24 protein-coding genes, 1 pseudogene and 1 other annotated feature are annotated in these 25457 nt (G+C 38.6%); all 25 genes and pseudogenes read right to left on the bottom strand.

Annotated features, from left to right (window positions below):
* Positions 1 to 13: 13 nt before the first annotated feature.
* Positions 14 to 337 (bottom strand): hypothetical protein, encoded by a 324-nt coding sequence (locus tag PCY09_RS01520; protein WP_045635336.1) that lies wholly within the window; start codon positions 335 to 337, stop codon positions 14 to 16.
* 27 nt (positions 338 to 364) lie between these two features.
* Positions 365 to 1075: a thiol-disulfide oxidoreductase-associated membrane protein CcdA2 gene (gene ccdA2, locus PCY09_RS01515; protein ID WP_301556689.1), complete on the bottom strand. Its 711-nt coding sequence runs from the start codon at positions 1073 to 1075 to the stop codon at positions 365 to 367.
* Between the two features lie 142 nt (positions 1076 to 1217).
* Positions 1218 to 2092: pseudogene (locus PCY09_RS01510) on the bottom strand (ATP-binding protein); the annotation flags it as partial.
* 36 nt (positions 2093 to 2128) lie between these two features.
* On the bottom strand, positions 2129 to 4699 hold the full coding sequence (locus PCY09_RS01505) for a fibronectin-binding SSURE repeat-containing protein (RefSeq protein WP_301556688.1): 2571 nt from the start codon (positions 4697 to 4699) through the stop codon (positions 2129 to 2131).
* Positions 4700 to 4822: 123 nt separating this feature from the next.
* On the bottom strand, positions 4823 to 5518 hold the full coding sequence (locus PCY09_RS01500) for a hypothetical protein (RefSeq protein ID WP_125397151.1): 696 nt from the start codon (positions 5516 to 5518) through the stop codon (positions 4823 to 4825).
* Positions 5519 to 5563: 45 nt separating this feature from the next.
* The gene (locus PCY09_RS01495) at positions 5564 to 6232 is read right to left on the bottom strand and encodes a hypothetical protein (RefSeq protein WP_125397150.1); all 669 of its coding nucleotides are present in this window, start codon (positions 6230 to 6232) and stop codon (positions 5564 to 5566) included.
* Between the two features lie 164 nt (positions 6233 to 6396).
* On the bottom strand, positions 6397 to 7722 hold the full coding sequence (gene brnQ / locus PCY09_RS01490) for a branched-chain amino acid transport system II carrier protein (protein ID WP_125397149.1): 1326 nt from the start codon (positions 7720 to 7722) through the stop codon (positions 6397 to 6399).
* A gap of 149 nt (positions 7723 to 7871) precedes the next feature.
* The gene (locus tag PCY09_RS01485; RefSeq protein WP_008808625.1) at positions 7872 to 8426 is read right to left on the bottom strand and encodes a GNAT family N-acetyltransferase; all 555 of its coding nucleotides are present in this window, start codon (positions 8424 to 8426) and stop codon (positions 7872 to 7874) included.
* A gap of 55 nt (positions 8427 to 8481) precedes the next feature.
* The gene (locus tag PCY09_RS01480) at positions 8482 to 10260 is read right to left on the bottom strand and encodes an ABC transporter ATP-binding protein (protein WP_096755225.1); all 1779 of its coding nucleotides are present in this window, start codon (positions 10258 to 10260) and stop codon (positions 8482 to 8484) included.
* Positions 10261 to 10269: 9 nt separating this feature from the next.
* Positions 10270 to 12006: an ABC transporter ATP-binding protein gene (locus PCY09_RS01475; protein WP_125397148.1), complete on the bottom strand. Its 1737-nt coding sequence runs from the start codon at positions 12004 to 12006 to the stop codon at positions 10270 to 10272.
* 261 nt (positions 12007 to 12267) lie between these two features.
* Complete coding sequence (locus tag PCY09_RS01470) at positions 12268 to 12729, bottom strand: hypothetical protein (protein ID WP_012000592.1); 462 nt, start codon at positions 12727 to 12729, stop codon at positions 12268 to 12270.
* A 211-nt stretch (positions 12730 to 12940) separates the two neighbouring features.
* The gene (rplL, locus tag PCY09_RS01465) at positions 12941 to 13309 is read right to left on the bottom strand and encodes a 50S ribosomal protein L7/L12 (protein WP_008808621.1); all 369 of its coding nucleotides are present in this window, start codon (positions 13307 to 13309) and stop codon (positions 12941 to 12943) included.
* A gap of 73 nt (positions 13310 to 13382) precedes the next feature.
* Positions 13383 to 13883, bottom strand: coding sequence for a 50S ribosomal protein L10 (gene rplJ, locus PCY09_RS01460; protein WP_012000594.1), 501 nt, complete (start codon positions 13881 to 13883; stop codon positions 13383 to 13385).
* Between the two features lie 38 nt (positions 13884 to 13921).
* Positions 13922 to 14057: a sequence feature (ribosomal protein L10 leader region), on the bottom strand.
* Between the two features lie 75 nt (positions 14058 to 14132).
* Positions 14133 to 15467 carry a methylenetetrahydrofolate--tRNA-(uracil(54)-C(5))-methyltransferase (FADH(2)-oxidizing) TrmFO gene (trmFO, locus tag PCY09_RS01455; protein WP_061601281.1) on the bottom strand — a complete coding sequence of 445 codons (1335 nt, stop codon included), beginning with the start codon at positions 15465 to 15467 and terminating at the stop codon, positions 14133 to 14135.
* 150 nt (positions 15468 to 15617) lie between these two features.
* Positions 15618 to 16112, bottom strand: a complete 495-nt coding sequence (locus tag PCY09_RS01450) for a phosphoribosylanthranilate isomerase (protein ID WP_012000596.1) — start codon at positions 16110 to 16112, stop codon at positions 15618 to 15620.
* A 19-nt stretch (positions 16113 to 16131) separates the two neighbouring features.
* On the bottom strand, positions 16132 to 16839 hold the full coding sequence (locus PCY09_RS01445; protein ID WP_012000597.1) for a DUF3307 domain-containing protein: 708 nt from the start codon (positions 16837 to 16839) through the stop codon (positions 16132 to 16134).
* Entirely contained in the window at positions 16823 to 17506 is a 684-nt protein-coding gene (locus tag PCY09_RS01440; protein WP_045635330.1) for a SatD family protein, read from the bottom strand. The genes PCY09_RS01445 and PCY09_RS01440 overlap by 17 nt, the downstream gene beginning before the upstream one ends.
* Before the next feature lie 110 nt (positions 17507 to 17616).
* A complete protein-coding gene (gene topA / locus PCY09_RS01435; protein WP_125397147.1) occupies positions 17617 to 19710 on the bottom strand; it encodes a type I DNA topoisomerase in 2094 nt (697 codons plus the stop codon).
* A gap of 83 nt (positions 19711 to 19793) precedes the next feature.
* On the bottom strand, positions 19794 to 20636 hold the full coding sequence (gene dprA / locus PCY09_RS01430; RefSeq protein ID WP_227250298.1) for a DNA-processing protein DprA: 843 nt from the start codon (positions 20634 to 20636) through the stop codon (positions 19794 to 19796).
* 126 nt (positions 20637 to 20762) lie between these two features.
* A complete protein-coding gene (locus tag PCY09_RS01425) occupies positions 20763 to 21341 on the bottom strand; it encodes a sugar O-acetyltransferase (RefSeq protein ID WP_125397145.1) in 579 nt (192 codons plus the stop codon).
* On the bottom strand, positions 21338 to 22156 hold the full coding sequence (locus tag PCY09_RS01420; protein WP_125385141.1) for a PRD domain-containing protein: 819 nt from the start codon (positions 22154 to 22156) through the stop codon (positions 21338 to 21340). Before PCY09_RS01420 ends, PCY09_RS01425 begins: the two co-directional genes overlap by 4 nt.
* Positions 22157 to 22173: 17 nt before the next feature.
* Positions 22174 to 22938, bottom strand: a complete 765-nt coding sequence (locus PCY09_RS01415; RefSeq protein WP_061602005.1) for a ribonuclease HII — start codon at positions 22936 to 22938, stop codon at positions 22174 to 22176.
* Positions 22925 to 23776: a ribosome biogenesis GTPase YlqF gene (ylqF, locus tag PCY09_RS01410; RefSeq protein WP_061602006.1), complete on the bottom strand. Its 852-nt coding sequence runs from the start codon at positions 23774 to 23776 to the stop codon at positions 22925 to 22927. The genes PCY09_RS01415 and ylqF overlap by 14 nt, the downstream gene beginning before the upstream one ends.
* A gap of 146 nt (positions 23777 to 23922) precedes the next feature.
* Entirely contained in the window at positions 23923 to 24261 is a 339-nt protein-coding gene (locus PCY09_RS01405) for an ATP cone domain-containing protein (RefSeq protein ID WP_008808609.1), read from the bottom strand.
* 239 nt (positions 24262 to 24500) lie between these two features.
* The gene (dapA, locus tag PCY09_RS01400) at positions 24501 to 25436 is read right to left on the bottom strand and encodes a 4-hydroxy-tetrahydrodipicolinate synthase (RefSeq protein WP_008808607.1); all 936 of its coding nucleotides are present in this window, start codon (positions 25434 to 25436) and stop codon (positions 24501 to 24503) included.
* Positions 25437 to 25457 lie beyond the last annotated feature (21 nt).

Below are 25457 nucleotides of genomic sequence, written 5' to 3'. Positions count from 1 at the left end.
CTTTCTAATGATCTTATTTGTCAGAAGACATTTCTGACGAATCCTTCATATCTGAATCACTTGACTTCATTTCGTCTTTCTTCATATCATCTTTCATGTCAGACTTACTATCAGACATCATAGAAGAGTCCTTCATATCATCCTTTTTCATCTTATCATCTGACATGCTAGAGTCTTTCATTTCGTCTTTTTTCATGTCATCTTTTTTCATCTCATCTTTTTTCATCATACTGCTGTCATCCATCTTCTTCATGTCAGAATCTGATTTTTGATTAGAGCAGGCTGCTAAAGTAAAGATAGTAAGTCCAGCAATTGTAAGTGAAGCAATTTTTTTCATGATATTTCTCCTTTAATTATATAATATTTATCCAAATAATGATGCTAAAGCGTTTAGATTACCAAGCATCAACAAAATTCCCATAAGTATAATGAGAGCACCACCAATTTTCTTGAGCGTTCCCATATGTGATTTAAGTTTAGAAAAGCGTTGTAATACCCATCCAGAAGCCATAGCCATTGCTAGAAAAGGAAGCGCTAATCCAAGTGTATAAACCAACATAAGCAAACCTCCCTGAAGAGCGCCGTTGCCTCCAGAAGCAGCGATAGCTAAAACAGAACTTAGGACAGGTCCTACACAAGGTGTCCAACCAAAGCTAAAGGTAATCCCCAAGAGAAAAGCATTAAGAAAGTCACTTCTTTTACTATTCTTTTTAAGTTGAATGCTCTTTTGCTTTTGCAGTTGTTGGATATTGATAAGTCCCATCTGGTGGATCCCCAGCAGAATAACAATCCCGCCCAGAACGTAGCGAAACCAAGGGGCATAGAGGACTTGCCCCAAAGCACCAGCCCCATATCCTAAAACCAAAAACACAGTAGACAAACCGCCTATAAAACAAAGCGTTTTAACCATACCATACCAGGAAACTTCCCTCCCAAAAATCCGAATCGTTTTCGGCTGATCCGAATCCAGCAGAATACCTACGTAAACTGGCATGAGTGGTAAGATACAAGGGGAGAAAAAGGAAAGAATTCCCGCCAGAAAAACTGAAATAAAGAACAAAAAACTTGTTGCCATTTCAAAAACCTCTCTATCAATTTCTGACTTTAGTATAAAATAAAAATCTCCCTAAAAATAGGGAGATAGATTTGAAAAAACTTGAATTTGATTTTATCATTGCTAAATCAAAAGTTAAAAATATTTATCACTTATTGTGGATTTATGTTAAGTTGAGAGTAAATGTAAAAGTGCTTCCTAAGCCATACTGGCTTTCGACCGTTATTTCCCCACCCAGCTGATGAGCCAACTCACGTGCAATAGCAAGGCCCAGACCATGCCCACCTGTCTTCATATTTCGAGAAGTTTCCACACGGTAAAGGCGTTTAAAAATCTTATCCAAATTCTCAGAAGCAATACCCCGTCCCTCATCCTTCACACTGATTGTCAAGATTTGCTCAGTTAATTGAGCCACGATCTCAATTTTAGTTCCAGGTTCGGAGTATTTAAAGGCATTATTTAGCAAGTTGACCAAAATACGGGAAAGCTTATCGTAATGGCTCTTAATTTTCGCTGACTTGGGAGACACTTGAATGTAGATATCCCGCTCCTCCCGCTCAATCAATAGTTGAAATTCACTCATAGCCTCAATCAATAGCTGGTCTAGAAAGACTATTTCAGCTTCTCCATCTGATTCTATTCGAGGCTGGGCATTAAGAGTCAAAACATCCAATTCTTCCACCAATTTATTCAAACGCTCTGTCTGACGGCTAATCGTGGTCAAGTAATGAATCTGCTCCTCTTCTTCGATCACTCCATCTAAAATCCCTTCCACAGTCGCCTGAATAGAGGTAATGGGAGTTTTAATATCGTGAGAAAGCTGGGCAATCATCATTCCTTTTTCTCGTTCACTTTCATTAAGCGACTCAAACGTTTCTTGCAAATTATGCGACATATCGTTAAAAGCCTGACCCAACTCTTGAAATTCGATAGGGCCCTTGGCGTCAATCTCTGTACTAAAATCCTTGTCAGCTATATTCTGAGCCTGTTTTTTCAGATGCCGACCTGATAAAAACAGTGTTATACTGGCTTTAGTATAACACTATTTTTAGTAATTTTTAAATGATTTGAACCTTAATCTTTTTGTTTTTCTTTCAAACCTAGAAGGCTAAGAATTCCTGCCAAGGCTAGTCCTAAGAAACCAATGGTAGCTGTAGCTGTTTGAGCTTCACCAGTTGTGGGTAACGTAGCCTTATCATTTTTTTTCATCATATCTGCCATCGGCTTAGAAGTTGGGTGTTCCCCCTTCACATCAGTCATGCGATGATCTACTTCCTTCGTACCCTCAGCTGTACTCATAGAATCTGTTGCAGAAGGCTTCTTATTCATCTGACCTTCTTGAGATGGTGTTGTAGAAGGTTTCATATTCATTTGACCTTCTTGAGATGGTATTGTAGCCATTTCTTTTCCACGAAGCTGAATCGTTACTTGACGAGTCGCGATAAGATTTGTCAAATCTGGTTTTCCATCTTTAGCACCATAGACCTTGACAGTAGCTTGGTAACTGCGAGTGCCATTAGCACGAAGTTGGTCGAGAAGGGCTTGCCCATCTTTACCTGTAGTATTGCCGTTCAAATCCACTTCGTAGAAGTATTGACCTTTCGCCAAGCCTTCAAGTGGCAAGAGGGCTGGATTGTTCGCTTTGCCATTGTCTGACCAAGGTGCCTTATCAGAAGATTTGAGCAAGAGACGCGTCAACATACCATCTCCACCGAAAGCTTCATACGGAATGACTTGATTGACACCAGCCAAGAATGGACCGGGAACGTTCGCTTTTTCTAAATAGCTGGCTGGGACATCAATATGGTCTTTGATATTTTTAGTGACTGAATCTTTGACTGCTTCTTTTGACACAAGGCCGTTCAAGTTAACAGTTACATTTTTTGTTGCTACGAGATTGGTTAAATCTGCTTTTCCATCTTTAGCACCATAGACTTTAACAGTCGCTTGGTAAGCATATGTTCCATTAGTGCGAAGTTGGTCAAGAAGAGCTTGTCCATCTTTACCTGTAGTATTGCCGTTCAAATCCACTTCGTAGAAGTATTGACCTTTCGCCAAGCCTTCAAGTGGCAAGAGGGCTGGATTGTTAGCTGAACCATTGTCTGACCAAGGAGCCTTGTCAGAAGATTTGAGCAAGAGACGCGTCAACATACCATCTCCACCGAAAGCTTCATACGGAATAACTTGATTAACACCTGCCAAGAATGGACCAGGAACGTTTGCCTTTTCTAAATAGCTAGCTGGAACATCAATATGGTCTTTGATATTTTTAGTGACTGAATCTTTGACTGCTTCTTTTGACACAAGGCCATTTAAACTAACAGTTACATTTTTTGTTGCTACGAGATTGGTTAAATCTGCTTTTCCATCTTTAGCACCATAGACCTTGACAGTAGCTTGGTAACTGCGAGTTCCGTTAGCGCGAAGTTGGTCGAGAAGGGCTTGCCCGTCTTTACCTGTAGTATTGCCGTTCAAATCCACTTCGTAGAAGTATTGACCCTTCGCTAAGCCTTCAAGTGGCAAGAGGGCTGGATTGTTAGCTGAACCATTATCTGACCAAGGTGCCTTATCAGAAGATTTGAGCAAGAGACGCGTCAACATACCATCTCCACCGAAAGCTTCATACGGAATGACTTGATTGACACCAGCCAAGAATGGACCGGGAACGTTCGCTTTTTCTAAATAGCTGGCTGGGACATCAATATGGTCTTTGATATTTTTAGTGACTGAATCTTTGACTGCTTCTTTTGACACAAGGCCATTTAAACTAACAGTTACATTTTTTGTTGCTACGAGATTGGTTAAATCTGCTTTTCCATCTTTAGCACCATAGACCTTGACAGTAGCTTGGTAACTGCGAGTTCCGTTAGCGCGAAGTTGGTCGAGAAGGGCTTGCCCGTCTTTACCTGTAGTATTGCCGTTCAAATCCACTTCGTAGAAGTATTGACCCTTCGCTAAGCCTTCAAGTGGCAAGAGGGCTGGATTGTTAGCTGAACCATTGTCTGACCAAGGAGCCTTGTCAGAAGATTTGAGCAAGAGGCGCGTCAACATACCATCTCCACCGAAAGCTTCATACGGAATAACTTGATTAACACCTGCCAAGAATGGACCAGGAACGTTCGCTTTTTCTAAATAGCTGGCTGGGACGTCTACTGAGTCCTTAGTATTTTCTTCAACTCCTTTTCTAACTTCATCTGGAGTTGTTACCGATTGAGAAGTAGTCGCTTCACGATCTTGGTTTGAAACATCAACAAGAGTTGCCTCCGGTTTAGCTTCTTCTTTTTGATTGCTAACTTCTGCTATAGTCTGTTCTTCTTTTGGTTTTACCACTTCTTCCTTAGGAGCTAGGCTAGACTTATCTAGAGAAATAGTTTCATCAACCTCTTCCTTAGGAGCTGACTGATTTGCAGATAGAGCAGAATCCATTTCTTCTTTTAAAACTGTCTCTGGTGACTCATTCTTTTCTAATAATGACGAATCTTCTTGAAGAACTTTAGTAGTAGTTGAGGTGAGATCATCTGCATGTACTGTATTTGGTTGACCAACAAGCAAAAAGAAACCACTGGCAACAACGACGGAAGCCACACCCACGCTTAAACGACGGATTGACCAGCGGGTATATTTTTGATTTGTATTGAATTTCATAAGATTCTCCTTTAGGTTTGTTTTTTTATGACTTTAGTATAAAATAAAAATCTCCCTAAAAATAGGGAGATCGATTTGAAAAAACTTGAATTTAATATCTTGATAAAGAACTTTTTATTCATTTTAGGATTCCTCTGCTTCTCTTTCTGTTTCATATTCTTTATTCCATTCTTCAAGATGTTCAAGATAACTATTTAAATACTTTTCAAAATCTGCTTCATTCTCATAAGGATATGAATACAGACGTTTGGTATACCACTTAAGTCCTTTTTCTCCTTTGTAAAAATAATCAATTTTTGTAGGAAGAAAATCTTTATTAAAAGATATCCGAACTTTGCTAAAGCCAAACTCTTTATCCATGAATAATTCTTCAAATTCTGGAGATCTTTTAGCTTTGTAGAGCGATTTATTCACAAGGGTCTCTGGGGACATGATGATTTCATAATTTGCATTCTTAATTTGATTGGGCGTCACCTTAAGGTTAAGAAGAGCTGAGGAAACTTCGCTGTATAGAGCCTTATTATAAGAATCTTGCGCATCTTCTCGCCCATACTTGCTATACTCTTGCCCATCTTTAATGGCCCATCCATTACTAGTATCAAAGAATTCCCTTTTCTTTAAATCAAATGCAATTCCTTTCGAATAGAACTCCTCTTCTACATCTGTCACTTCCTGTACAAATACAAAACGTTTTTGCAGAAGAATGCTAGAAGCTTTGAAAGTGTAAAAAAATAACAAGTTCTGTATTACAATGACTAGGACAATAAAGATAAATAGAGCTTTGTAAGCCCTAATATAACTTGACCATTTTTTAAACATTCTCACTCCTTTTGTTATGAAGGTAATTATCTATGATAAGAAATCCTACTTTTTACTTTTCTTTTTATCTGCTTCTATTTTCTGTTGATCCTTGTATATCTTGTAAACACTATCCAAGTCTTCTCTAAAATCAGCTTCATTCTTGTAAGGATAGGAATAGGTTCGCCAGGAATACCAAGCTAGACCATTTTCACCCTCATAATAAAGTTCAACTTTCGTAGGTAAATTTTCTTTATTAAAGCTAATCCTCACTTTTTTAAAACTATCTTGATAAATTGAATAAAGTCGTTCAAGTTTTGGTATATGCCTTTCCTTCAGCAGATCCTTATTGATAACTTCATCTGCCGAAAGTGTGATCTGATAACTTTTTATAAATATTTGATCGCTCGTCAATTTAGGGTGAGACAAGATAAATGAAAACTCATCTAAAAGAAGCTGGTCAAATCGATCTTTTGCATCTTTTTCCCCAACGTCATCATATAATTTTCCGTTTTTAATAAGGTATTGGTCATTTTCAAAAGCCTCTTTATTTTTAAAATCAATTCCTCTGACACTATGATATCGGCTTTCAACGTAGACAAAACCTTTCTTTTCTAACAGCTCATACATGGGACCTTTTTGAAGAGAATCCCTAGGAATCATAAAGAAATAAAAGGCAATAGAAAGAAAAGGTAAAGAAGCAAGGATTAAAATCAAACTTTTCTTATTTTTCATTCTTTCAATTCACACCTCCTTAAAGAAAATAAAAAGCTGTTTCATAAATATATCTTAACTGTTCTAAAAAAAGCTATTCACTAGAACAATATTATACCAAAGTACTTCAACAAGAGCTTGAAACAAATAAAATCCCCAAGCCACAAAAACTTGAGGATTATACTCTAGATCATTTCAAAAGATTCACTTTTTTGTTTATCAGGTAAAATGAGTGACAAAATAATTCCTAAAAGAGCTGGAAGTAACCAAGGCAAAGAAGCTTGGGCAAAAGGCAAAGTATTTATTGCATCCATAACTTCCTTGACTTTGAATAAAGAACCCAAAATGCTTGCAAGAGCAATCAAAGTCACTAGCGTAACTGTCACTTGCATGCCAATTTTTGACAAGGGTAAGAATTTATTTACAATAACAATCATCACAATCACAATCGTAACTGGATAAAGGATTTGCAAAACTGGTACTGAATACTGGATAATCGCATTTAAACCAAGGTTAGCAATGGCATAACCAATCAAAGTAAAGATGGTTGCATAAGTTTTATAAGAGACTTTGGGGAAAGTATTATTAAAGAACTCTCCTGTTGAAACAATCAAACCAGCTGTAGTCGTAAAGCAAGTCACCGTAACCATAACAGCCAGGAAGATTTGTGCTGTAGGACCAAAAATAGCTTGAGTGGCTTGAGATAGGACATATACACCAGGGTTGCCTTTTGCAATCACTTCAGCAGGAACTGGAAAATGATTACCTAGATATCCTAAGCCAATATACATAGCACTAAAGGCAAGGGCAACAATTAGTCCAACAATCCAAATAGTTGAAATGTATTCTTTTTTATTTTTGAAACCCAGTTGATTCAGTGTAGTTACAGCAATCACACTAAAAGCAACCGAAGCCAAGGCATCTAAAGTATTATATCCTTCCAAGAATCCTTGTCCAAATGCTGATGCAACATAGGTAGCTGAAGCCTGCTGAGGTGCTGCTGAGCCATATTTAAAGGCACCCAGTATAATTAAAATAATAATTAAAATTGCAAAAACTGGAGTTAGAATGCGACCAATCCGATCTAAAATCTTTGATGGATTTAAAGAAATCAGATATGCTGCAGCAAAATAAATTGTCGTAAAAACAATCAAACCAAGACCAGTCATATCTTTAGGAAGTAAAGGAGATATCCCAACTTCATAGGCTACTGTTGCAGTCCGCGGAATCGCAAAGAAGGGACCGATGGACAAATAGAGAGCAACCAGATAGACGATAGCAAACCAGGGCGCAATTTTCTGAGAAATCTCATGAATGTATCCCTTAGGATTGAGAGTCCCAATAACCAAGGTTAATACAGCAATCCCGACCCCAGACAAGACAAAGCCACCAATAGCTGGCCAAAAATTAGAACCCGACTGAACACCCAAAGATGGTGGAAAAATCAAGTTTCCTGCACCAAAAAATATTCCAAACAAGAGCAAGCCTGTTAAGGCACCTTTTTTTATCATAATAACTCCTCTTTATTTATAACATTTTCACATTATAACAAAAATATTATATTTTGCAAAACAAGTGAAATCAAGAACAAATCAATCATAAAAAAGACAAGTACATTCAGACAAAGACCTCTGAAAAACAGTTCAGAGGTCTTATTTATTTACGCATCACTAAATCTTCTATACTTAATTTCAAATTCAAAAAAGTTCTTCTCTTGGAGCATATGAAAAATATCCCGATAGGCTTCCTCATCAAAGTGATCGCCTAAATATAAGATTTCAAAGCTTAGGTCATCATATTCTAGAAAAGCATTACTCGTTTTGAATCCATTTCTTTTATAGAAATCCATACGTGCTTGACGTTGCTCTAGATTATCACACTCTTCATCTAAACGTTCTACTTCTAAAACCATGGTTTTTTGGTAAAACTCTGTTAGTTTATGGATGATTTCTCCACCATAACCGTGACTTCGAAGATGTGGCATAATCGCAAAAAAACTAACATAAAAGCATTTTTCATTGTAGATCGCAAAAGCAAAGCCCACAAACTCTTCTTCATTGTAAAAAGCAAAGAAATGGGACTGCTCATCATTGGTATAGCGGAGAAATTCACTAATAGGAACTCTCTCTTCTTCAGGAAAAGCTTCTCGATTAAGAGCTTCTACCTTATCTAAATCAGGAAATTCTGCTGTAATAATTTGACTAGTTAAAGACATTGCTACCTCACTTCGTTTAATATTCTAGCAGTTACCAAACATTTTAGCAAGTTTTTCAAGCTTCTTCTGCTTTCTTAGAAAATTGACTTTGATAAAGGTCATAATAAAATCCTTTATCTGCCAAGAGACTCTCGTGATTGCCTTGCTCGATAATCTGACCATCCTTGAGCACCAAAATCTTATCTGCCTCCTGAATGGTCGACAGTCGGTGAGCAATGACAAAACTGGTCCGCCCTTGCATGAGTGTCTTCATAGCCTTCTGAATCAAGAGCTCCAGACGTGTATCGACAGACGAAGTTGCTTCATCCAAAATCAGAATCTTAGGATCTGCTAAAAGCGCTCGTGCAATCGTAAGCAACTGTTTCTGACCCAGCGAGATATTGCTGGACTCTTGGTTCATTTCCATATTATATCCACCTGGTAATGTACGGATAAAGTGATCCACATTAGCTGCCTTGGCCGCTTCTACAATTTCCTCATCAGTAGCTTGTAAATTCCCGAAACTAAGATTTTCCTTGATCGTTCCCTCGTAAAGCCAAGCATCTTGCAACACCATACCAAACTGTTTGCGGTAGTCCTGACGGGAAAGATCTCGAATATCGTGACCATCCACCGTAATCGCACCTTTGGTCACATCGTAGAAACGCATGAGCAAATTAATCAATGTGGTCTTACCAGCACCAGTCGGACCGACTATGGCTACCATTTCTCCAGGTTTGACTTCCAGATTGAAATTCCGAATGAGTGGCTTATCTGCCACATACTGAAAGTCTACATCATGAAAGCTGACCTGACCAGTTAAATCATGTTCCAGTCTTTCAGACACATCATTGACTTCGTCTGCCTCATCCAGCACTTGGAAAACCCGGTCTAAAGAAGACTTGGCGCTTTGCAATTGACCTGCTAACTGTGTTAGGTTTTGAATTGGCTGACTAACCTGCCAAACATATTGAACAAAAGCTTGCATATTCCCAATTGTTAATTGACCAGAAATAACTTGCAATCCACCAATAACTGCTACAAGTAAATAAGTCAAATCAGAAATCGCGTTCAAAACAGGCATCATCAAACCTGAAATAAAACTAGCCTTAAAACCTACTTCTTGAAGATTTTGTGTAATAGCTTCAAAGTCTTGACTGGAAGCCTCTTCTCTTCCGTAAAGTTTTAAAACATTAAAACCACTTAGATTCTCTTGGACAAAACCATTCATTTCTCCCAAAATATCAGCCTGCTTTTTAAAGTAAGGTTGAGATTTCTTCAATATAAAGTTTGCCGCAAAATAGGTCAAAGGAATACTGATAATCACAAGCAGAGCAAGTGACAGGTTTAGATACAGAACCATAAACATAACCAAGGAAATAGTAAATACAGCATTCACTACTTGCAAAAAACTTTGTTGCAAGGCGTTTGATACTGTCTCTACATCACTAGTAAATCTGCCCAGTAAATCCCCAAACTGGTGCTTATCAAAATAAGATACGGGAATCTGATTAATTTTATGGCTGAGTTCATTTCTCAAATCCCGAATGGTATTTTGTACTGCATTGGTCATGAAATAGTTGGAATAGTAAGAACCGATTTCATAGAAGAGTGCTCGAACAAAGTACAAGACCATGACCCAACCAACATAACTGACATTAATGTGAGCTCCTTCAACTCCCTTAGCCATATCCAAAAGATTGCTAGTCAGTTCTGTAATTGCAAGCCCCAACACAAATGGCTCCAAAACACTCATAACGACACTAAGAATCTTGAGGAAAACAGCTAAAATGACAGATACTTTATAGACTTTTAAATAGCTCCATAAACGAGCAAAAGAATGTTTTTTCTCCATGTTTCCCTCCTATTCTTCTGTTAATGACTGACTGTTAAGCTGGGATTGGGCAATTTCTCGATAAATGGCATTGGATTCCATGAGTTCTTCATGTCTTCCCCGACCAACGATTTCACCCTTATCCAAAACGATAATTTGATCTGCATCCATAATCGTGCCAACCCGCTGGGCAACGATTAAAACCGTTGCATTCTGGGTTACTTCTTTCAAACGACGACGTAAGATAGCATCCGTCTTGTAGTCGAGAGCTGAAAACGAATCATCAAATATATATATATCCGGCTCTTTTACAACAGCACGAGCGATTGACAGACGTTGTTTTTGACCTCCAGAAAGATTGCTTCCTCCTTCAGCCAGGTGTGTTTCAAATCGCTCCTCACGACTTTCGATAAATTCTTTAGCTTGAGCCACATCTGCAGCTTGATTTAGTTCTTCATGACTGGCATCTTCTTTACCATACCTCAAGTTTTCTGCGATGGTACCTGTAAATAGCAGAGCTTTTTGGGGAATGAAACCAATCTTTTGACGCAAGGCTTTAAGTTGATAGTCTCGAACATCAACTCCATCTACCAAAATTTTCCCTAGAGTAACATCATAAAAACGTGGTATCAATTGTACTAAGGAAGACTTACCTGATCCTGTAGAACCAATAAAGGCAACAGTTTCACCAGGTTTGGCCTTGAAAGAAATATTATGAAGGACCGGGCTCTCCGTCTCCCCTGGATAAGCAAAGGTTACATTGTCAAACTCTAGATAACCATGGCTTTCAGTTTCAGTAATACCATCTTCATTAGGATTAATGGAGATAGGCATATCCATAACTTCCTTTAGACGCTCACTAGAGACGGCTGTTCTAGGATACATGGTAAAGAGACTTGATAAAAATAAGAAAGACAGTAAAGCATGAAAACTGTACTCAATAAAGGCAACCAAGTCACCAATTCTTAATTCACCACTTCCTAAAGGCTGCAAAGCAAACCAAACAATAGCGACAATCATGGCAATAATGATTTGAACAAATAAAGGTTCTGTTAATCCTGTCAGTTTGAACAATTTATTGGAATTGTCAGCATAGATTTCATTTTCTGAAGCAAAGCGCTCCTCTTGAAACTCTTCTCTTGCAAATGCACGAATGACCCGTAAACCTGTTAAATTCTCTCTAGCATATTGGTTAATTTTATCCAAAGTTTTTTGCTGCTTCTCTGATAGAGGACGTGTCTTAACAGCCACATACCAAACCACTACCGCCAAAAAAGGAACAGAAATGGCAACAATCCAAGCCAAGGACGGACTTGTTAAAAAGATCATAAAAACACTTGAAAGCATCATCATGGGCGTAATAACCCCCATTTTTAAGCTCTGCTCAGCAAATTGCATGAGAACAAAAGCATCACTTGTTATCCGTGTCACAAGCGAAGACACACCAATCTGTTCATATTCATGATGAGAATACTCTTGTAGCTTAGCGTAAAGATCATTTCTCATATCCCGAACCATACTAGTCGTTAATTTGCCAGCTGCATAGGACAGGACAATTCTACCAAAGACTCCAGCTACAATAACTAATAACATTATAAATGCCCAAAAATACAGACGACTGGTATCTCCTTGGTTAATCCCCTCATCAATCATACGAGCAAGAACTGTAGGAAGGCCTAAATTTACAATAACAAAGAAAATCGCTCCTATGAAATCCAATAAGAGCCATTTAGGATATCTTCTTAAATAAGACCAAATATATTTCATCTCTCCTCCTAAAAATCATTTTTAAACAATAAAAAAGCACTCCCCAGCACTTTTTCATACACAACTGAAAAATTGAATTCCTTTGCTTCAATTCATCAATATTATACCAAAAGCTATCTCTTTTCTGCAAGAGAAATCTGAAGAAAATGAGCATATCTTCTTTGAAAGTTTGTAGTTTCAATAAAGCTATTCATATCTGCTATTAATTTTGCAAGTCATAAACCATTGAAAAAAGTGAGATTAAAAATCTCACTTCGTTCACTATTTAGTTCGTTTAAACTTAGCATCTTTGAAGATTGCCAAAGTAGCTTTGTCAGCTTGACCAGATTCCAACTGAGAAAGATCCAATGTCAAGACATCACCATCAATTTTGTACTTAACTTTGTCGTTGCCACCCTTTTCTGATTCAAGAGTTTTATTCTTTTGATCAACTTTCAATTTATAATCTTGATTTTTCTTATTGCCCATAGCTTTAGCTTCAAGAGTTACTTTACCTTTGGTATCTTTGATTTCAATCGTCATTTTCAAAGAAAATTGATCAGCGTATTTTTCTGCTTCTTCACTTGAAGCACCTTGCTCCTTAAGTGTGTTCTTAATAAAATCCTTAGAAGCTTCATAAACATAAGTTCCGTTGTCGCTCTTAGCAGCACCAGAACATGCTACAAGGATAATAGCACCAATTGCAAAAATTGTAGCTAAAACAATACGTTTGATAGATTTCATTGTATACTCCTATAAATTTGATATTGCTATTATAACAAAAATTTCACTATCTAACAATAGCCTGAAAAGGGAAATTGATTTTTGCGAGTTATATAGTCTTATTAGAAGAGGAGATTCTTTTTTTAAACCTTAGAAAATGATATAAACTAAAAATCACATACTAAAAAAACCGAAGCCTAAACTTCGGTTTGATTTTTGATTGGAAACTCTATTACTTAAGAGTAACTGAAGCTCCAGCTTCTTCCAATTTAGCTTTGATTTCTTCAGCTTCTGCAGTTGCAACGCCTTCTTTGATAATTCCAGGTGCACCATCAACAAGTTCTTTAGCTTCTTTAAGACCAAGACCAGTGATTTCGCGTACAACTTTGATAACGCCAACTTTTTTGTCACCAGCAGCTGTCAATTCAACGTCAAATGAATCTTTAGCAGCACCAGCGTCAGCAGCACCAGCAGCAGCTACAGCTACAGGAGCAGCTGCAGTTACACCAAATTCTTCTTCGATAGCCTTTACAAGGTCGTTCAATTCAAGGATTGAAGCTTCTTTAATTTCAGCAATAATGTTTTCAATGTTCAATGCCATTGTTATTTCCTCCAAATAAGTTTTTTAATTTTAAATATTTTTTCGTAGCTAGGCTACGCTGCGTAGCTTAAAATTAAGCTGCGTCTTCTTTGTTGTCTGCAACTGCTTTGACAGCAAGTGCAACGTTGCGCACTGGCGCTTGAAGTACAGAAAGGAGCATAGAAAGAAGTCCTTCGCGGTTTGGAAGAGTTGCAAGTGCAAGAATCTCTTCTTTTGATGCGACAGCGCCTTCGATTGCACCACCTTTGATTTCAAGTGCGTCAGCGTTTTTAGCAAAATCGTTCAAGATTTTCGCTGGTGCGATAACATCTTCGTTAGAAAATGCTACTGCAGATGGTCCAACAAAAACTGATGCAAGATCTTCAAGACCAGCTTTTTCAGCTGCACGACGTAAAATTGAGTTTTTGATAACTTTGTACTCAACTTCGCTTCCACGAAGCTCACGACGAAGAACTGTATCTTGCTCAACTGTCAAACCACGAGCGTCAACAACGACAATTGATGCAGCGGCTTTCATTTTTTCAGCTACTACGTCAACTAGTTCCGCTTTTTTAGCAATAATTGCTTCACTCATTAGTGTGTTCACCTCCGTAATTATTTTGCTTGGGGAATTTTTCCAAAAGAAAAACGCGCCCAAACCTAGACACGAAAGTACAATACGCTTCTTTTTACATGATACGTTTTGTCCTCGGTAGGATCTTTATGAGTCGAGCTCCCCTACTGTCTTAGGCAGTTTTTTCAAACCATTGATAATCATACCATAGATAAAAAAAGATTGCAAGGCTTTTTTGCAATCTTTTTAAAATATTTTTTATCAAATTTCTTATTTATCTAGATAAGGTGCTAAGTCCTGTAGAGCACGTTCGGCAATCTTCTCATAACGTTCTTTCTTATCACGAATACGAGGGCCGTCCAGTTCTTTGATAATGCCGAAATTGACATTCATAGGTTGGAAATGCTTGCTATCAGCATGGGTAACATAATGTGGCAGGCTACCGATAGCTGTTGTTTCTGGAAAGATAAGTGCTTCTTCTCCTTTGAAGAGTCGAGCGGCATTGATACCAGCAACTAGGCCAGAAGCTGCTGACTCGACATAGCCTTCAACTCCAGTCATTTGACCTGCAAAGAAAAGATTTGGCTGTTTCTTAGAGCGGAAAGTCTGTTCAAGCAGATTTGGAGAGTCCATATAAGAGTTTCGGTGCATGACTCCATAGCGGACAAATTCTGCATTCTCAAGACCAGGAATCATCTGAAAGACTCGTTTTTGCTCGCCCCACTTGAGATGAGTTTGAAATCCGACGATATTGTAAAGACTACCAGCTGCATTATCCTGGCGAAGCTGCACCACAGCGTATGGCGTCTTATATTCACCATCTCGAGGTCCTTGGTAGTCGTCTGGATATTCTAAACCAACTGGCTTCATCGGTCCATAAAGCATGGTTTTAATGCCTCTCTTAGCCATAACTTCAATAGGCATACAGCCTTCAAAATATTTTTCTTTTTCAAAGGAATTGAGCGGTGCTTCCTCAGCATTGACCAAAGCATCATGGAAATCCATAAATTCTTGCTTGGTCATTGGCGCGTTGAGATAGGCTGCTTCTCCCTTATCATAGCGGGATTTGAGATAGACCTTGGACATATCAATGGTATTGACATCAATAATTGGCGCTGCTGCGTCGTAGAAATAAAAACCGTCGCCTCCATTGAGCGCGTGAATTTTTTCGGCCAGAGCATCACTAGTCAAGGGTCCTGTCGCAATGACTGTGATAGCATCCTCTGGAATTTCAGTGATTTCTTCGCGAATAACCTCAACCAATGGATGATTGGACACTAGCTCTGTTACCATCTGAGAAAAACCTTCTCTATCAACTGCTAGAGCACCACCTGCTGGCACCCGAGTCGCTTCTGCTGACTTTAAGATGACCGAGTCCAATCTTCGCATTTCTTCCTTGAGTAGACCAACTGCATTGGTCAGCGCATCCCCTCGCAGAGAGTTGGAGCAGACCAGTTCTGCAAAGTCTGTAGTCTTGTGTTGAGGCGTCAACTTAACACCCCGCATTTCATAGAGTTTGACTGGAATTCCACGCTTGGCAATCTGGTAAGCTGCTTCACTACCAGCCAGACCAGCACCGATAACATTGATATAAGATTGAGACACGACACTAATACCTCTTTGGGTGGAACCTAAGTCCATATCAAAACAATCCACTGAACTGTTTGACACCCACAAATCTTTCTAAATTAATACTTGGTCCATTATAACAAAAAGCCAGCAAAAAAGACAAACAGGAGGATTCCTGTCTATCCATCATTTTGTCATTTTTTCCAAGTAAGCAATCTTAGCAAAATCCTTATGATTGTTATTTTCGTTTCGGTAAGAATCTTGAGAAGAGGCACGGTAGATAGCTAAAAATTGCTCTGCAGTTGGCAGTAGAAACTCAACGCCTTCTACTTCTTTTCTAGTCAGCTTCTCTAGTGGCACACCTGAAAATGCCTCCAAGGTTTCCATGGCTCCGAATTCAATAGATAAGCCTTCTTTTTGAAATTCATGCTCGTGCAGATCGACTAAGCGATAGCCCAAGCGCTCCATCATAGGCTCAATCTTGTCCATATCATAAATACGTTCTTCATCTGGTGCTTCCCAGCCACGTTCATCACCATGAACATGAATATCAATATCCCGCGCCTGCCAGTCCTGACCAGTAACCTGCTCCAGCCCCAAGGAACCCATCAACAGAGGAACAATTCCCATCTTATTCAGTTGAGACGCGATTTTTAGAAATTCTATAAATTTATTATCCATACTATTTTCTTTCAAAACTTTATTTTATACTAATCCAGGCGGCGAGCAAGGCTGACAAAATACTGACCAAGGATCCAATCAAGTAATACTCTGCAAATGCTGGACTTTCTGATATTTTGTTATAGCGGGCAATGGATTTAGCTGTAAACACTAAACCAATCGAAGCAAACTGTCCATAAAGAAGACAAGCTCCGATAACCAAACGCTCTAAGAAACCAATCATGGCTCCTGCTCCATCTATCGTATCCAACTCCAGACTCGTTTCAGGTTGAAATTTACCAAATAAAATTCTAAAAGCAATATTGGTTGGCTTTCCTACCAATAAGACAAACAAAACGGCTTTTAAGAAAGTTAATGGAAGGAAACTTGGCAAAAACTCAGTATTCATATTAGAGAGTCCGTAGATAATAGCCAAATGAAGGATTTGATCAAGCACAAAAATGATTGACACTTTTAACTTGAATATCCTTTGTAGGATTGGTTTGAAATAATCAATAAGAGCATGGCTTAAGAAAACAATGAAAGTCTTCCACCACAAACTTGGTATTATAATAGTTAAAACAAATAAAGGTAGCCCTACAAGTAAAATATGAAATGCCAGGACTCGAATGTTTTTGTCCTTTCTGTCAGCCATTTTTTGACTTTGAAAGTAATAATCTGATAACAAATGACAAATCAACAAAAGTACGAAAAGGTGATATGAATCCATACTAGAAAATCCGTTCATTCTGACCTCCTTCTGTAACATCAATGGCTTGGATAGCTGCAAGTGCAGCTGCTCTACTTCGAAGATAGACTCTGATGCTACTACTTTTTAGGCGTTTGGAAAGGGCACTGGGATTTAATGAAAGAGCCTGAGCCAGCTCTTGCTGACTAAAATCCTCACTATAGATGGATAGTTTGAGTAAGCCCCTTAAAAGTTCTTCCTGACTTTCTCGCCAGTCTGATTTGATTGCCTCTCCTGCAGCTAATAAAGCATTTATTTGAAAATCTTCTTCCTTTTTTCCACTAGAAAAATACAACTGAGTATTTCCATAATCATTCTTTTGATGAACGAGATTAATAGCAGCTCGCGCATTCCAATAGGCAGGACCATCAGCACCAATACTTTGTAAAGGATCAATATCAGTCACTATTTTACCCAAACCGATTCCAAAGCGTAGCTGAGCAGGCTTCAAATCTTGACGTAGGGAGTCAATAATTTGAAAAATTGGTGCATCTAAAGTAAACAGAGCCTGAAATTCATCTCCAAGAGTCAAAGTTAATCGCGAAGCTAAATAAGTTTCAAAGCGATTGTTCATATGAAAGAGAACTGCTTCCAACTTCTTTTGTAAGTCTGATCTCTCTTTAAATAGTTTTGAGTCAATGACGTCTGCAATTAAGGCTATATACACTTCACCACCTCCTTTTGTCTATTATAACAGACAAAACAAAAAATGTCCATTTTAACAGACATTTTTTGTTTTTGCCGTTAAAATGGACTAAATTGATTGCTAAAAAAGACTTATTTGACCTTTTCTTCTTCATAATCACCATTGCTGCAAACTACCTGCTTACCGCCACCACGGACTTTCTTTTCAACCAGATAGTGGTCACATTTTGGACAGTTTCGTCCGACTGGCTTATCCCAAGATGTAAAGTCACAGTCTGGATAACGATCACAGCCGTAGAAAATACGATTCCTCTTAGTCTTACGTTCAATAACATGGCCTTTTTGGCACTGCGGGCAGGTCACGCCAATTTCCTTGACAATAGCCTGAGTATGACGACAATCCGGGAAATTACTGCAGGCATAAAATTTCCCAAACCTACCCAACTTGATGACCATCGGACTGCCACAAACCTCGCAGTCGAAACCAGCTGGCTCATCCTTGATTTGGATTTTTTCCATTTCAGACTCAGCTTTGGCTACTTCCTTTTCGAAAGGTCGGTAAAACTCGTCAATAACCTTCTGCCATTGCTCTTTTCCGATTTCTACATCGTCCAATTTTGCTTCCATCTCAGCGGTAAACTTCACATTCACGATACCTGGGAAGAATTCAACAATTAGAGAATTGACGATTTCACCAAGTTCTGTTGGTTCAAAACGCTTAGAAACCAGTTTAACATAATAACGTTTTTGAATGGTCTCAATGGTCGGTGCGTAAGTAGACGGCCGGCCAACTCCATTTTCTTCGAGAGTCTTGATAAGAGTGGCTTCAGAATAGCGAGCAGGCGGCTGAGTGAAGTGCTGCTCTGGATTGGTATTGACACGTTTGACAGTATCACCCTTTTCCATATCTGGAAGCATTTTATTTTTATCAGAGTCATTATAAATAGCTAGATAACCATCAAACTTGACCTGACTTCCATTGGCCGTAAATTGAACACCATTTTGCTCAATTTTAACATTCATAGTATCAAAGACTGCAGCTGTCATTTGGCTGGCAACAAAGCGGTTCCAGATCAGTGTATAGAGCTTAAGCTGATCCTTATCAAGATACTTCGCAATGCTCTCTGGTGTATTAAAGACACTAGAAGGTCGGATAGCTTCGTGGGCATCTTGAGCTCCAGAGGCATTTTTAATCTTGCTACCGTGTTTTGAATACTTAGCTCCAAAACGATCGGTAATGTAATTAGCAGCTTCATTTTGCGCAACAGGACTAATACGAGTTGAATCCGTACGCATATAAGTAATAAGACCTTGAACGCCAGAACCGATATTGATACCTTCATAGAGTTGCTGAGCTACCATCATAGTCTTACGAGTCCGGAAATTGATCTTATTAGCCGCATCCTGTTGCATAGAAGAAGTCGTATACGGCAAGGGAGCATTACGGCGACGTTCTTTTCTTTCGACACTTTCAACCTTAAAGTCATCTCCCTTAAGAAGGGAAAGAACCTCTTTCACTTCATCGTTATTGGTCAGTTTCATTTTTCGGCCATTTATGCCATAAAAACTAGCTTGAAATTGTCGACTTCCTTTTTTAAAGGTAGAGTCAATGGTCCAATACTCTTCAGGCTTGAAAGCATTGATTTCATTTTCCCGATCAATAATTAACTTGAGAGCAACAGACTGAACCCGACCAGCTGATAGACCTTTCTTGACTTTCTTCCAAAGAATAGGAGAAATAGAATAACCAACTAAACGGTCTAAAACACGACGAGCTTGTTGCGCATCGACCAAATCCATATTAATCTGACGAGGCTCTTTGAAAGCATTCTTGACTGCATCTTTAGTAATTTCGTTGAAGACGACACGGTTTTTTTCTTTTTCATCCAAGTTAAGAATGTGTGCCAAATGCCATGAAATAGCCTCTCCTTCTCGGTCCGGGTCACTTGCCAGAAAGACTTGTTTAGCTTTTTTTGCTTCTTTCTTTAAATCATTGATGAGTGGTCCCTTGCCTCGGATATTGATATATTGTGGTTCATAATTATTTTCAAAATCAATGGACATTGTTGACTTTTTCAAATCACGAATATGCCCAACACTGGCTAAAACTTTATAGTTCCTTCCCAGGTATTTTTCTATTGTTTTTGCCTTGGCAGGCGACTCCACGATAACCAGATTTTTCTTGGTTGTGGACTTTTTACTTGTTTTTGTTACCAATTTATACACCTTCTATCAGAATAAATCTCATAGAGTGTAAACTATTTTTCTGGGCTTGTCAACTGTTAAATTCTCCTATAGGAAAACTTGTTTTAAAAATCAAACTCAGACAGGACATCAGAGCCCGACATAATGCACTTAGCGCCTTCTTGAATCAAATGATGGCAGCCATCAGATTTTCCATCTAGAATTGATCCAGGTATAGCAAATACATCTCTTCCTTCTTCCATCGCTCGCTCACAAGTTATCAAGCTGCCAGATCTCATCTTAGCTTCAGCAACAATGACGCCTCTGCACAAACCTGCGATAATTCGATTACGTTCAGGAAAATGAAACTTCAAGGGCTGTTCACCTGGACCGTATTCTGATAAAACCAGGTGATTTTTGCCAATATAAGACTGAAGTTTCTTATTGGCTTTAGGATAAAAAACATCTAATCCAGTCCCAATAACAGCTATAGTTCGACCGCCATTCTGTAAGGCTGCCATATGAGCAGCTGTGTCAATCCCACGCGCTAATCCACTCACAATGATTAATTCATTATTCAATTCTTTAATAATTTTCTGAACGGACTGATTTCCAAGCCTACTACTATCGCGACTTCCGACTACTGCTACTTTTGGCAATTCAAGTAGATCAATATTTCCCTGATAAAACAAAAGAGCAGGTGGGTTGTATATCTCACTCAAATCCCAAGGATAAATTTCATCCAAGATAGAAAAAGAGGGAAATTCCTCAAAGGATTTCTTTAAGAAATCGTCGTCAATTTGCTTATAGCGTTCGATAAACAGGGCAGGATTACGGCACTCTGAAACCACCGCTATATCACGCAAAGAAAGCTCCTTTTCCTTGTTTTCAGCATATCTCAAGACATTGAGAACTTGTCCATTAGTCAGTCCAGCATGTTTCATTTTATAAATATCATAGTTTTTCATTTTTTCACCTCACTATTATATTCGTAAAATCTACAAAAAAAGACTGTTTTACAGTCTTTTTTATATCCTGACTAATTTCTCTAAAAAAGCATCTCTTCTCATTCAAAGTAAATAGTCGAATATTAATCATCCCAAGCCTTTATCTGTCATAGCATTAGGAATTTCTTTGATAATTCGAGCTGGATTACCAGCTAAAACAACATTGTCTCCAAAAGACTTGGTCACAACTGATCCTGCTCCTACTACCACATTATCTCCCAGTGTCACACCAGGCAGAATAGTCACACCACCACCAGCCCAGAAATTATCTCCAATGGTAATAGGAGCTCCATACTCAATACCAGAATTTCTTTCCACAGGATCCAATGGGTGTAATGGCGTTAGCAATTGACAATTGGGACCAAACATGGCATTATCTCCAATCCGAATCGGACAAACATCTAACATTGTCAAATTCCAGTTAGAGTAAAAGTTCTCTCCTATATGGATATTAACACCATAGTCACAAACAAAAATTGGATGAATTGAGAGATTCTCACCAGTAGAACCAAACCATTCTTTGACAATAGCTTTTCGTTTATGACCATCTTGTTCTTGATTAAAAGTATATTGATATTCCCTTGATTTAGCTGCTAATTGCCTTAATTCCTGATCTTGAGGGCGATAGGGTTCACCAGCAATCATTTTTTCGTATTCTGTTTTCATGGTAACTTCCTTTTCATACGAGATAAGTGGATGATTAAATAGAGCTGTTCATCTTCTGATGTAATGTAATTGCGAGTTTTTTCAAGATGACCAACAATCTTTTGGGTTGTTTCAAAAGCATAAGGGTATTTTGACTTCATCATCATAAACATCTCATTATCTTCTAAATCTCTATATCCAGAACCTGTCAACACCCGCTCGCAAAAAAATTTCAGATGAGTCACAAAGCGTTGTACATAAATATCTTCCTCATCCAGAGAAATTTCTAAACTGTACTTGACAATAGTCATGATTTCTTCCATCAACATGGTCAAATCTCTTGCAGCTGCACCATTCTCTAATTCCGCATTCACAATTGTTAAGGCCATGAAACCAGCCTCATCATCCGGTAAGTCTTTACCAAAATATTGACTTAGAAGCTGATTAGCATATTTTCCAACTTCAAATTCCTCTGGAAAGAATCGCTTGATATCCCACATAAGAAAATTTTTCAAATAGATGTCATCCTTCTCTCGCAAGGCGACTCCATGCATGTGGTCAGCCATTGCTATAAAGGCATGATGATTTAACTTTTTAGAAATCTTTTTATGGGCAAATGCAATGACTTCGCCAGCTATTTCTATAATTTCAGGATCAATTTCGTTAATTAGTTGCTTCCTGTCTGCTGACAAAATAAATTTTTTCTCAATCAGATCAAGTGGAATCTCCTGACCTGCTTTTCTACCAAAAGCCAGCCCTCTTCCCATGAGCACAATTTCTTCTTGGTTTTCTTCAGAAATAACGACATTATTGTTTAAAATTTTAATAATCTGCATTTCCAACCTCTTCATAACTAGTCAAGCATAGACTTAACAGGTTCAAATGTCTTCCGGTGAATTGGACTCACTCCACAGTGTTCTAAGCCTTCCAAGTGACTCTTTGTTCCGTAGCCAGCATTTTGAGCAAAATCATAACCAGGAAATTCCTTGTCGTAGTCCGCCATCAGCCTATCCCTAGTAACCTTAGCAACAATGCTAGCCGCTGCGATAGACAGAGAATTGGCATCTCCTTTAATAATAGACTCTTGTGGAATTTCGACATCCAGTCTCATTGCATCAATCAGCAAATAATCTGGCTTGAGAGGAAGTTTTGACAAAGCCTCTTTCATAGCAAGCTTGGTCGCTTCATAGATATTGACTTGGTCAATAATATCATTGTCAATCAGGCCAACACCTACTGCCAAGGCCCTATCCATAACTGCTTGATAGATTTCTTGATGCTTTTTCTTGGGAATCTTCTTACTGTCGTTGAGCCCCTTGATTTTACATCCTGGAGGTAAGATGACAGCTGCAGCGACAACTGGTCCAGCTAGAGGACCACGGCCAACTTCATCAATTCCAGCAATAGCTTGGTAGCCTGCTTGATAGAGCTCTTTTTCATACCGTAGCATCTGATTCAAACGCAAATCTTCATCTAACTCTGCTTGAATAGCCTTTTTACGCTTTTCAACGGCCTTTTGAACTCCACAACGCTGATCCTTCGCCACCTCTTCTAAAAAAGAATCGGACAACTCTGTCACTAACTCCAAACGCTGCTGAATCTCCTTAATCGTTGCCATCTAATTCTCCAACAATATCCAAGCAATAACGACCCAGCTTGCCATCACGAACATCTTTAACAAAAAGACTATAAAAACGATCGTAGTCATCACGGAAGCCAAGTTTTTGAGTCATATCCATAATCATATCAGGCGCTTCCTGACTTAGATCCAGCTGCTTGAAGCGTGCTGTCAGCTCATCAGGATAATGCTCCCTAAAAAAGTTGAGACCAAAAATGGTCACCTCATCCATAGGGAGTAAGTTATCCTTGATTGCACCAGTCAGAGCAAGCTTAAGAGCAACTGTCTCATCTTCAAACTTAGGCCAGAGGATACCTGGTGTATCCAAGATTTCCAAATCTTTATTTGACTTGAGCCATTGCTGACCTTTTGTCACACCGGGTTTATTTCCTACAACAGCAATTTTCTTACCAGCCAAGCGATTCATGAGAGTTGATTTTCCAGCATTGGGAATGCCGATTATCATGGTACGCAGAGTTTCTATGCGAATTCCCCTCTCCTTCTGACGAGCTAATTTATCAGCCATCAGTTTCTTAGCAGCATCTGTCACCTTTTTAACCGCAGACTGTTCTTTAGAGTTAAGTGACAAGGTAGGAATCCCCTGACTTTCAAAATAAGTCTGCCACTCTTTGAGACGAACAGGATCTGCTAAATCTGCTTTATTTAAAATCAAAAGCTTTGGTTTGTCACCTACAATTTTAGTTAGCATGGGATTTTGACTAGATAAAGGGAGACGGGCATCAACCAAGACAGTCACAAAATCAACAAATTTAATACTTTCTTGAACCTGTCTCCGGGCTTTGGACATATGCCCAGGAAACCATTGAATCTTTGCCATATTTTTTCCTTTCAGCGAATATCTTTCAGAATATTTTCATCTTTAACTATTTTAACATATTTCTAGAATTTAAGAGGGAGAATCCAAAACGGACAACTCAACATCTCTTAAAACAACGAAAAAAAAGCCCCAATGGGCTTTAGCATTTATCTAACTTGTTCAAAGTGAAGGTGAACTGCAATATGATCTCCATAACCACTACGCTCTAGATCACGTTGCAAGCGATAAGAAATATAATGCTCAGCAATGGTAATATAACCAGCACCCAACAAACGACTTTCTACCATAGACTGAATCATACTGATAGTTGCTCGTTCAACTTTAGCTTCTTGCAAATCCAAAACTACTTTTTTTGTAACTTGTGCTAAATTCTGGCGAAGATCATCAGTCAAAACATATACTGTTTGAGCTGCTTTTAAAACAGCTTGATAGATTTTATCCGGATCAAAATCTACAACTTCACCACTGCGTTTAATTACTTGCATAATAAACTCCTTTATTTATCTATTTCTAATATAATGTAAGTCACTAATATGACTTCTGCGAAGCTAGTTCTTTACAGCCTGCTCAAAAAGAAAACTCAAAGCTAGACCACACCTTAACATTATATAATTTTTTCCAATATTTTTCAAAGGTAGCTTTCTTTTTTAGACTTTAAAAAGCGAAAAAGAAAGGAAAGCACTTGGCAATCCTTTCTAAAAATAATTTGTTTTAATTTCATCAATCAATAATCCGGTCTCAGGACACCTTTAACAGTCTCTTTGGTTGCTTGGTAGTCACCATCAACCACGACCTTAATAATGCGTTTGGCATCTTCTTCAGGTGCAGGCACAAGTGGTAAGCGAGTTGGGCCTGCCGCAAAGCCCAAGTAATTAAGGACAGCCTTGACTGGAGCTGGGCTCGGGTAAGAGAAAAGAGCATTGACTTTGGGAATGAATTTCCGTTGAATAGCTGCTGCTTTTTTGATGTCATTGTGCTCAATTGCGTCCAGCATTTCAAACATTTCATCACCGTTTGTGTGAGAAGCAACAGAGATAACTCCATCAGCCCCCAGATTCATAGCATGAAAGGCATCACCGTCCTCACCAGTATAAATCAGAAACTCCTCTGGACGATGCTCAATCAAATAAGCCATATTAGCAAGACTAGTACATTCTTTAACACCGATAATATTTGGATGTTCTGCCAACCTCAGCATGGTCTCGGGAGTCATCTCAACTACTACCCGTCCTGGTATATTGTAGATAATGATAGGCAGGTTTGAAGCATCTGCAATGGCTTTAAAGTGCTGGTACATGCCCTCCTGTGAAGGTTTATTGTAATAAGGAACAATGGCTAAACCGGCTGCAAAACCACCAAAGGCATCCACTTCTTTGACGAATTCGATAGAGTCGCGTGTTTCATTGGTACCGACACCGGCTATCAAAGGGACACGTCCTTTAACAACCTTTTGAACTGCCGCAAATAATTCCAACTCTTCATCGTGAGTCAGAGTGGGACTTTCTGCTGTTGTACCTGCTAATAGAATCCCATCCGTGTGGTGAGCCAAAAGATGCTCTATCAGATCAGGAATAGCATCAAAATTAATTGATCCATCTTCATGAAAGGGCGTAATGAAAGCAGTAATTATTTTACAATTAAGCAAATCTTTATAAGCCATAGGAAAACCTTTCTATATGAG

Origin of the sequence: Streptococcus sp. SG2 (assembly GCF_030439925.1) — a bacterium.
Lineage (GTDB): Bacteria > Bacillota > Bacilli > Lactobacillales > Streptococcaceae > Streptococcus > Streptococcus gordonii.
This window is presented reverse-complemented; position numbering and strand designations above follow the sequence as displayed.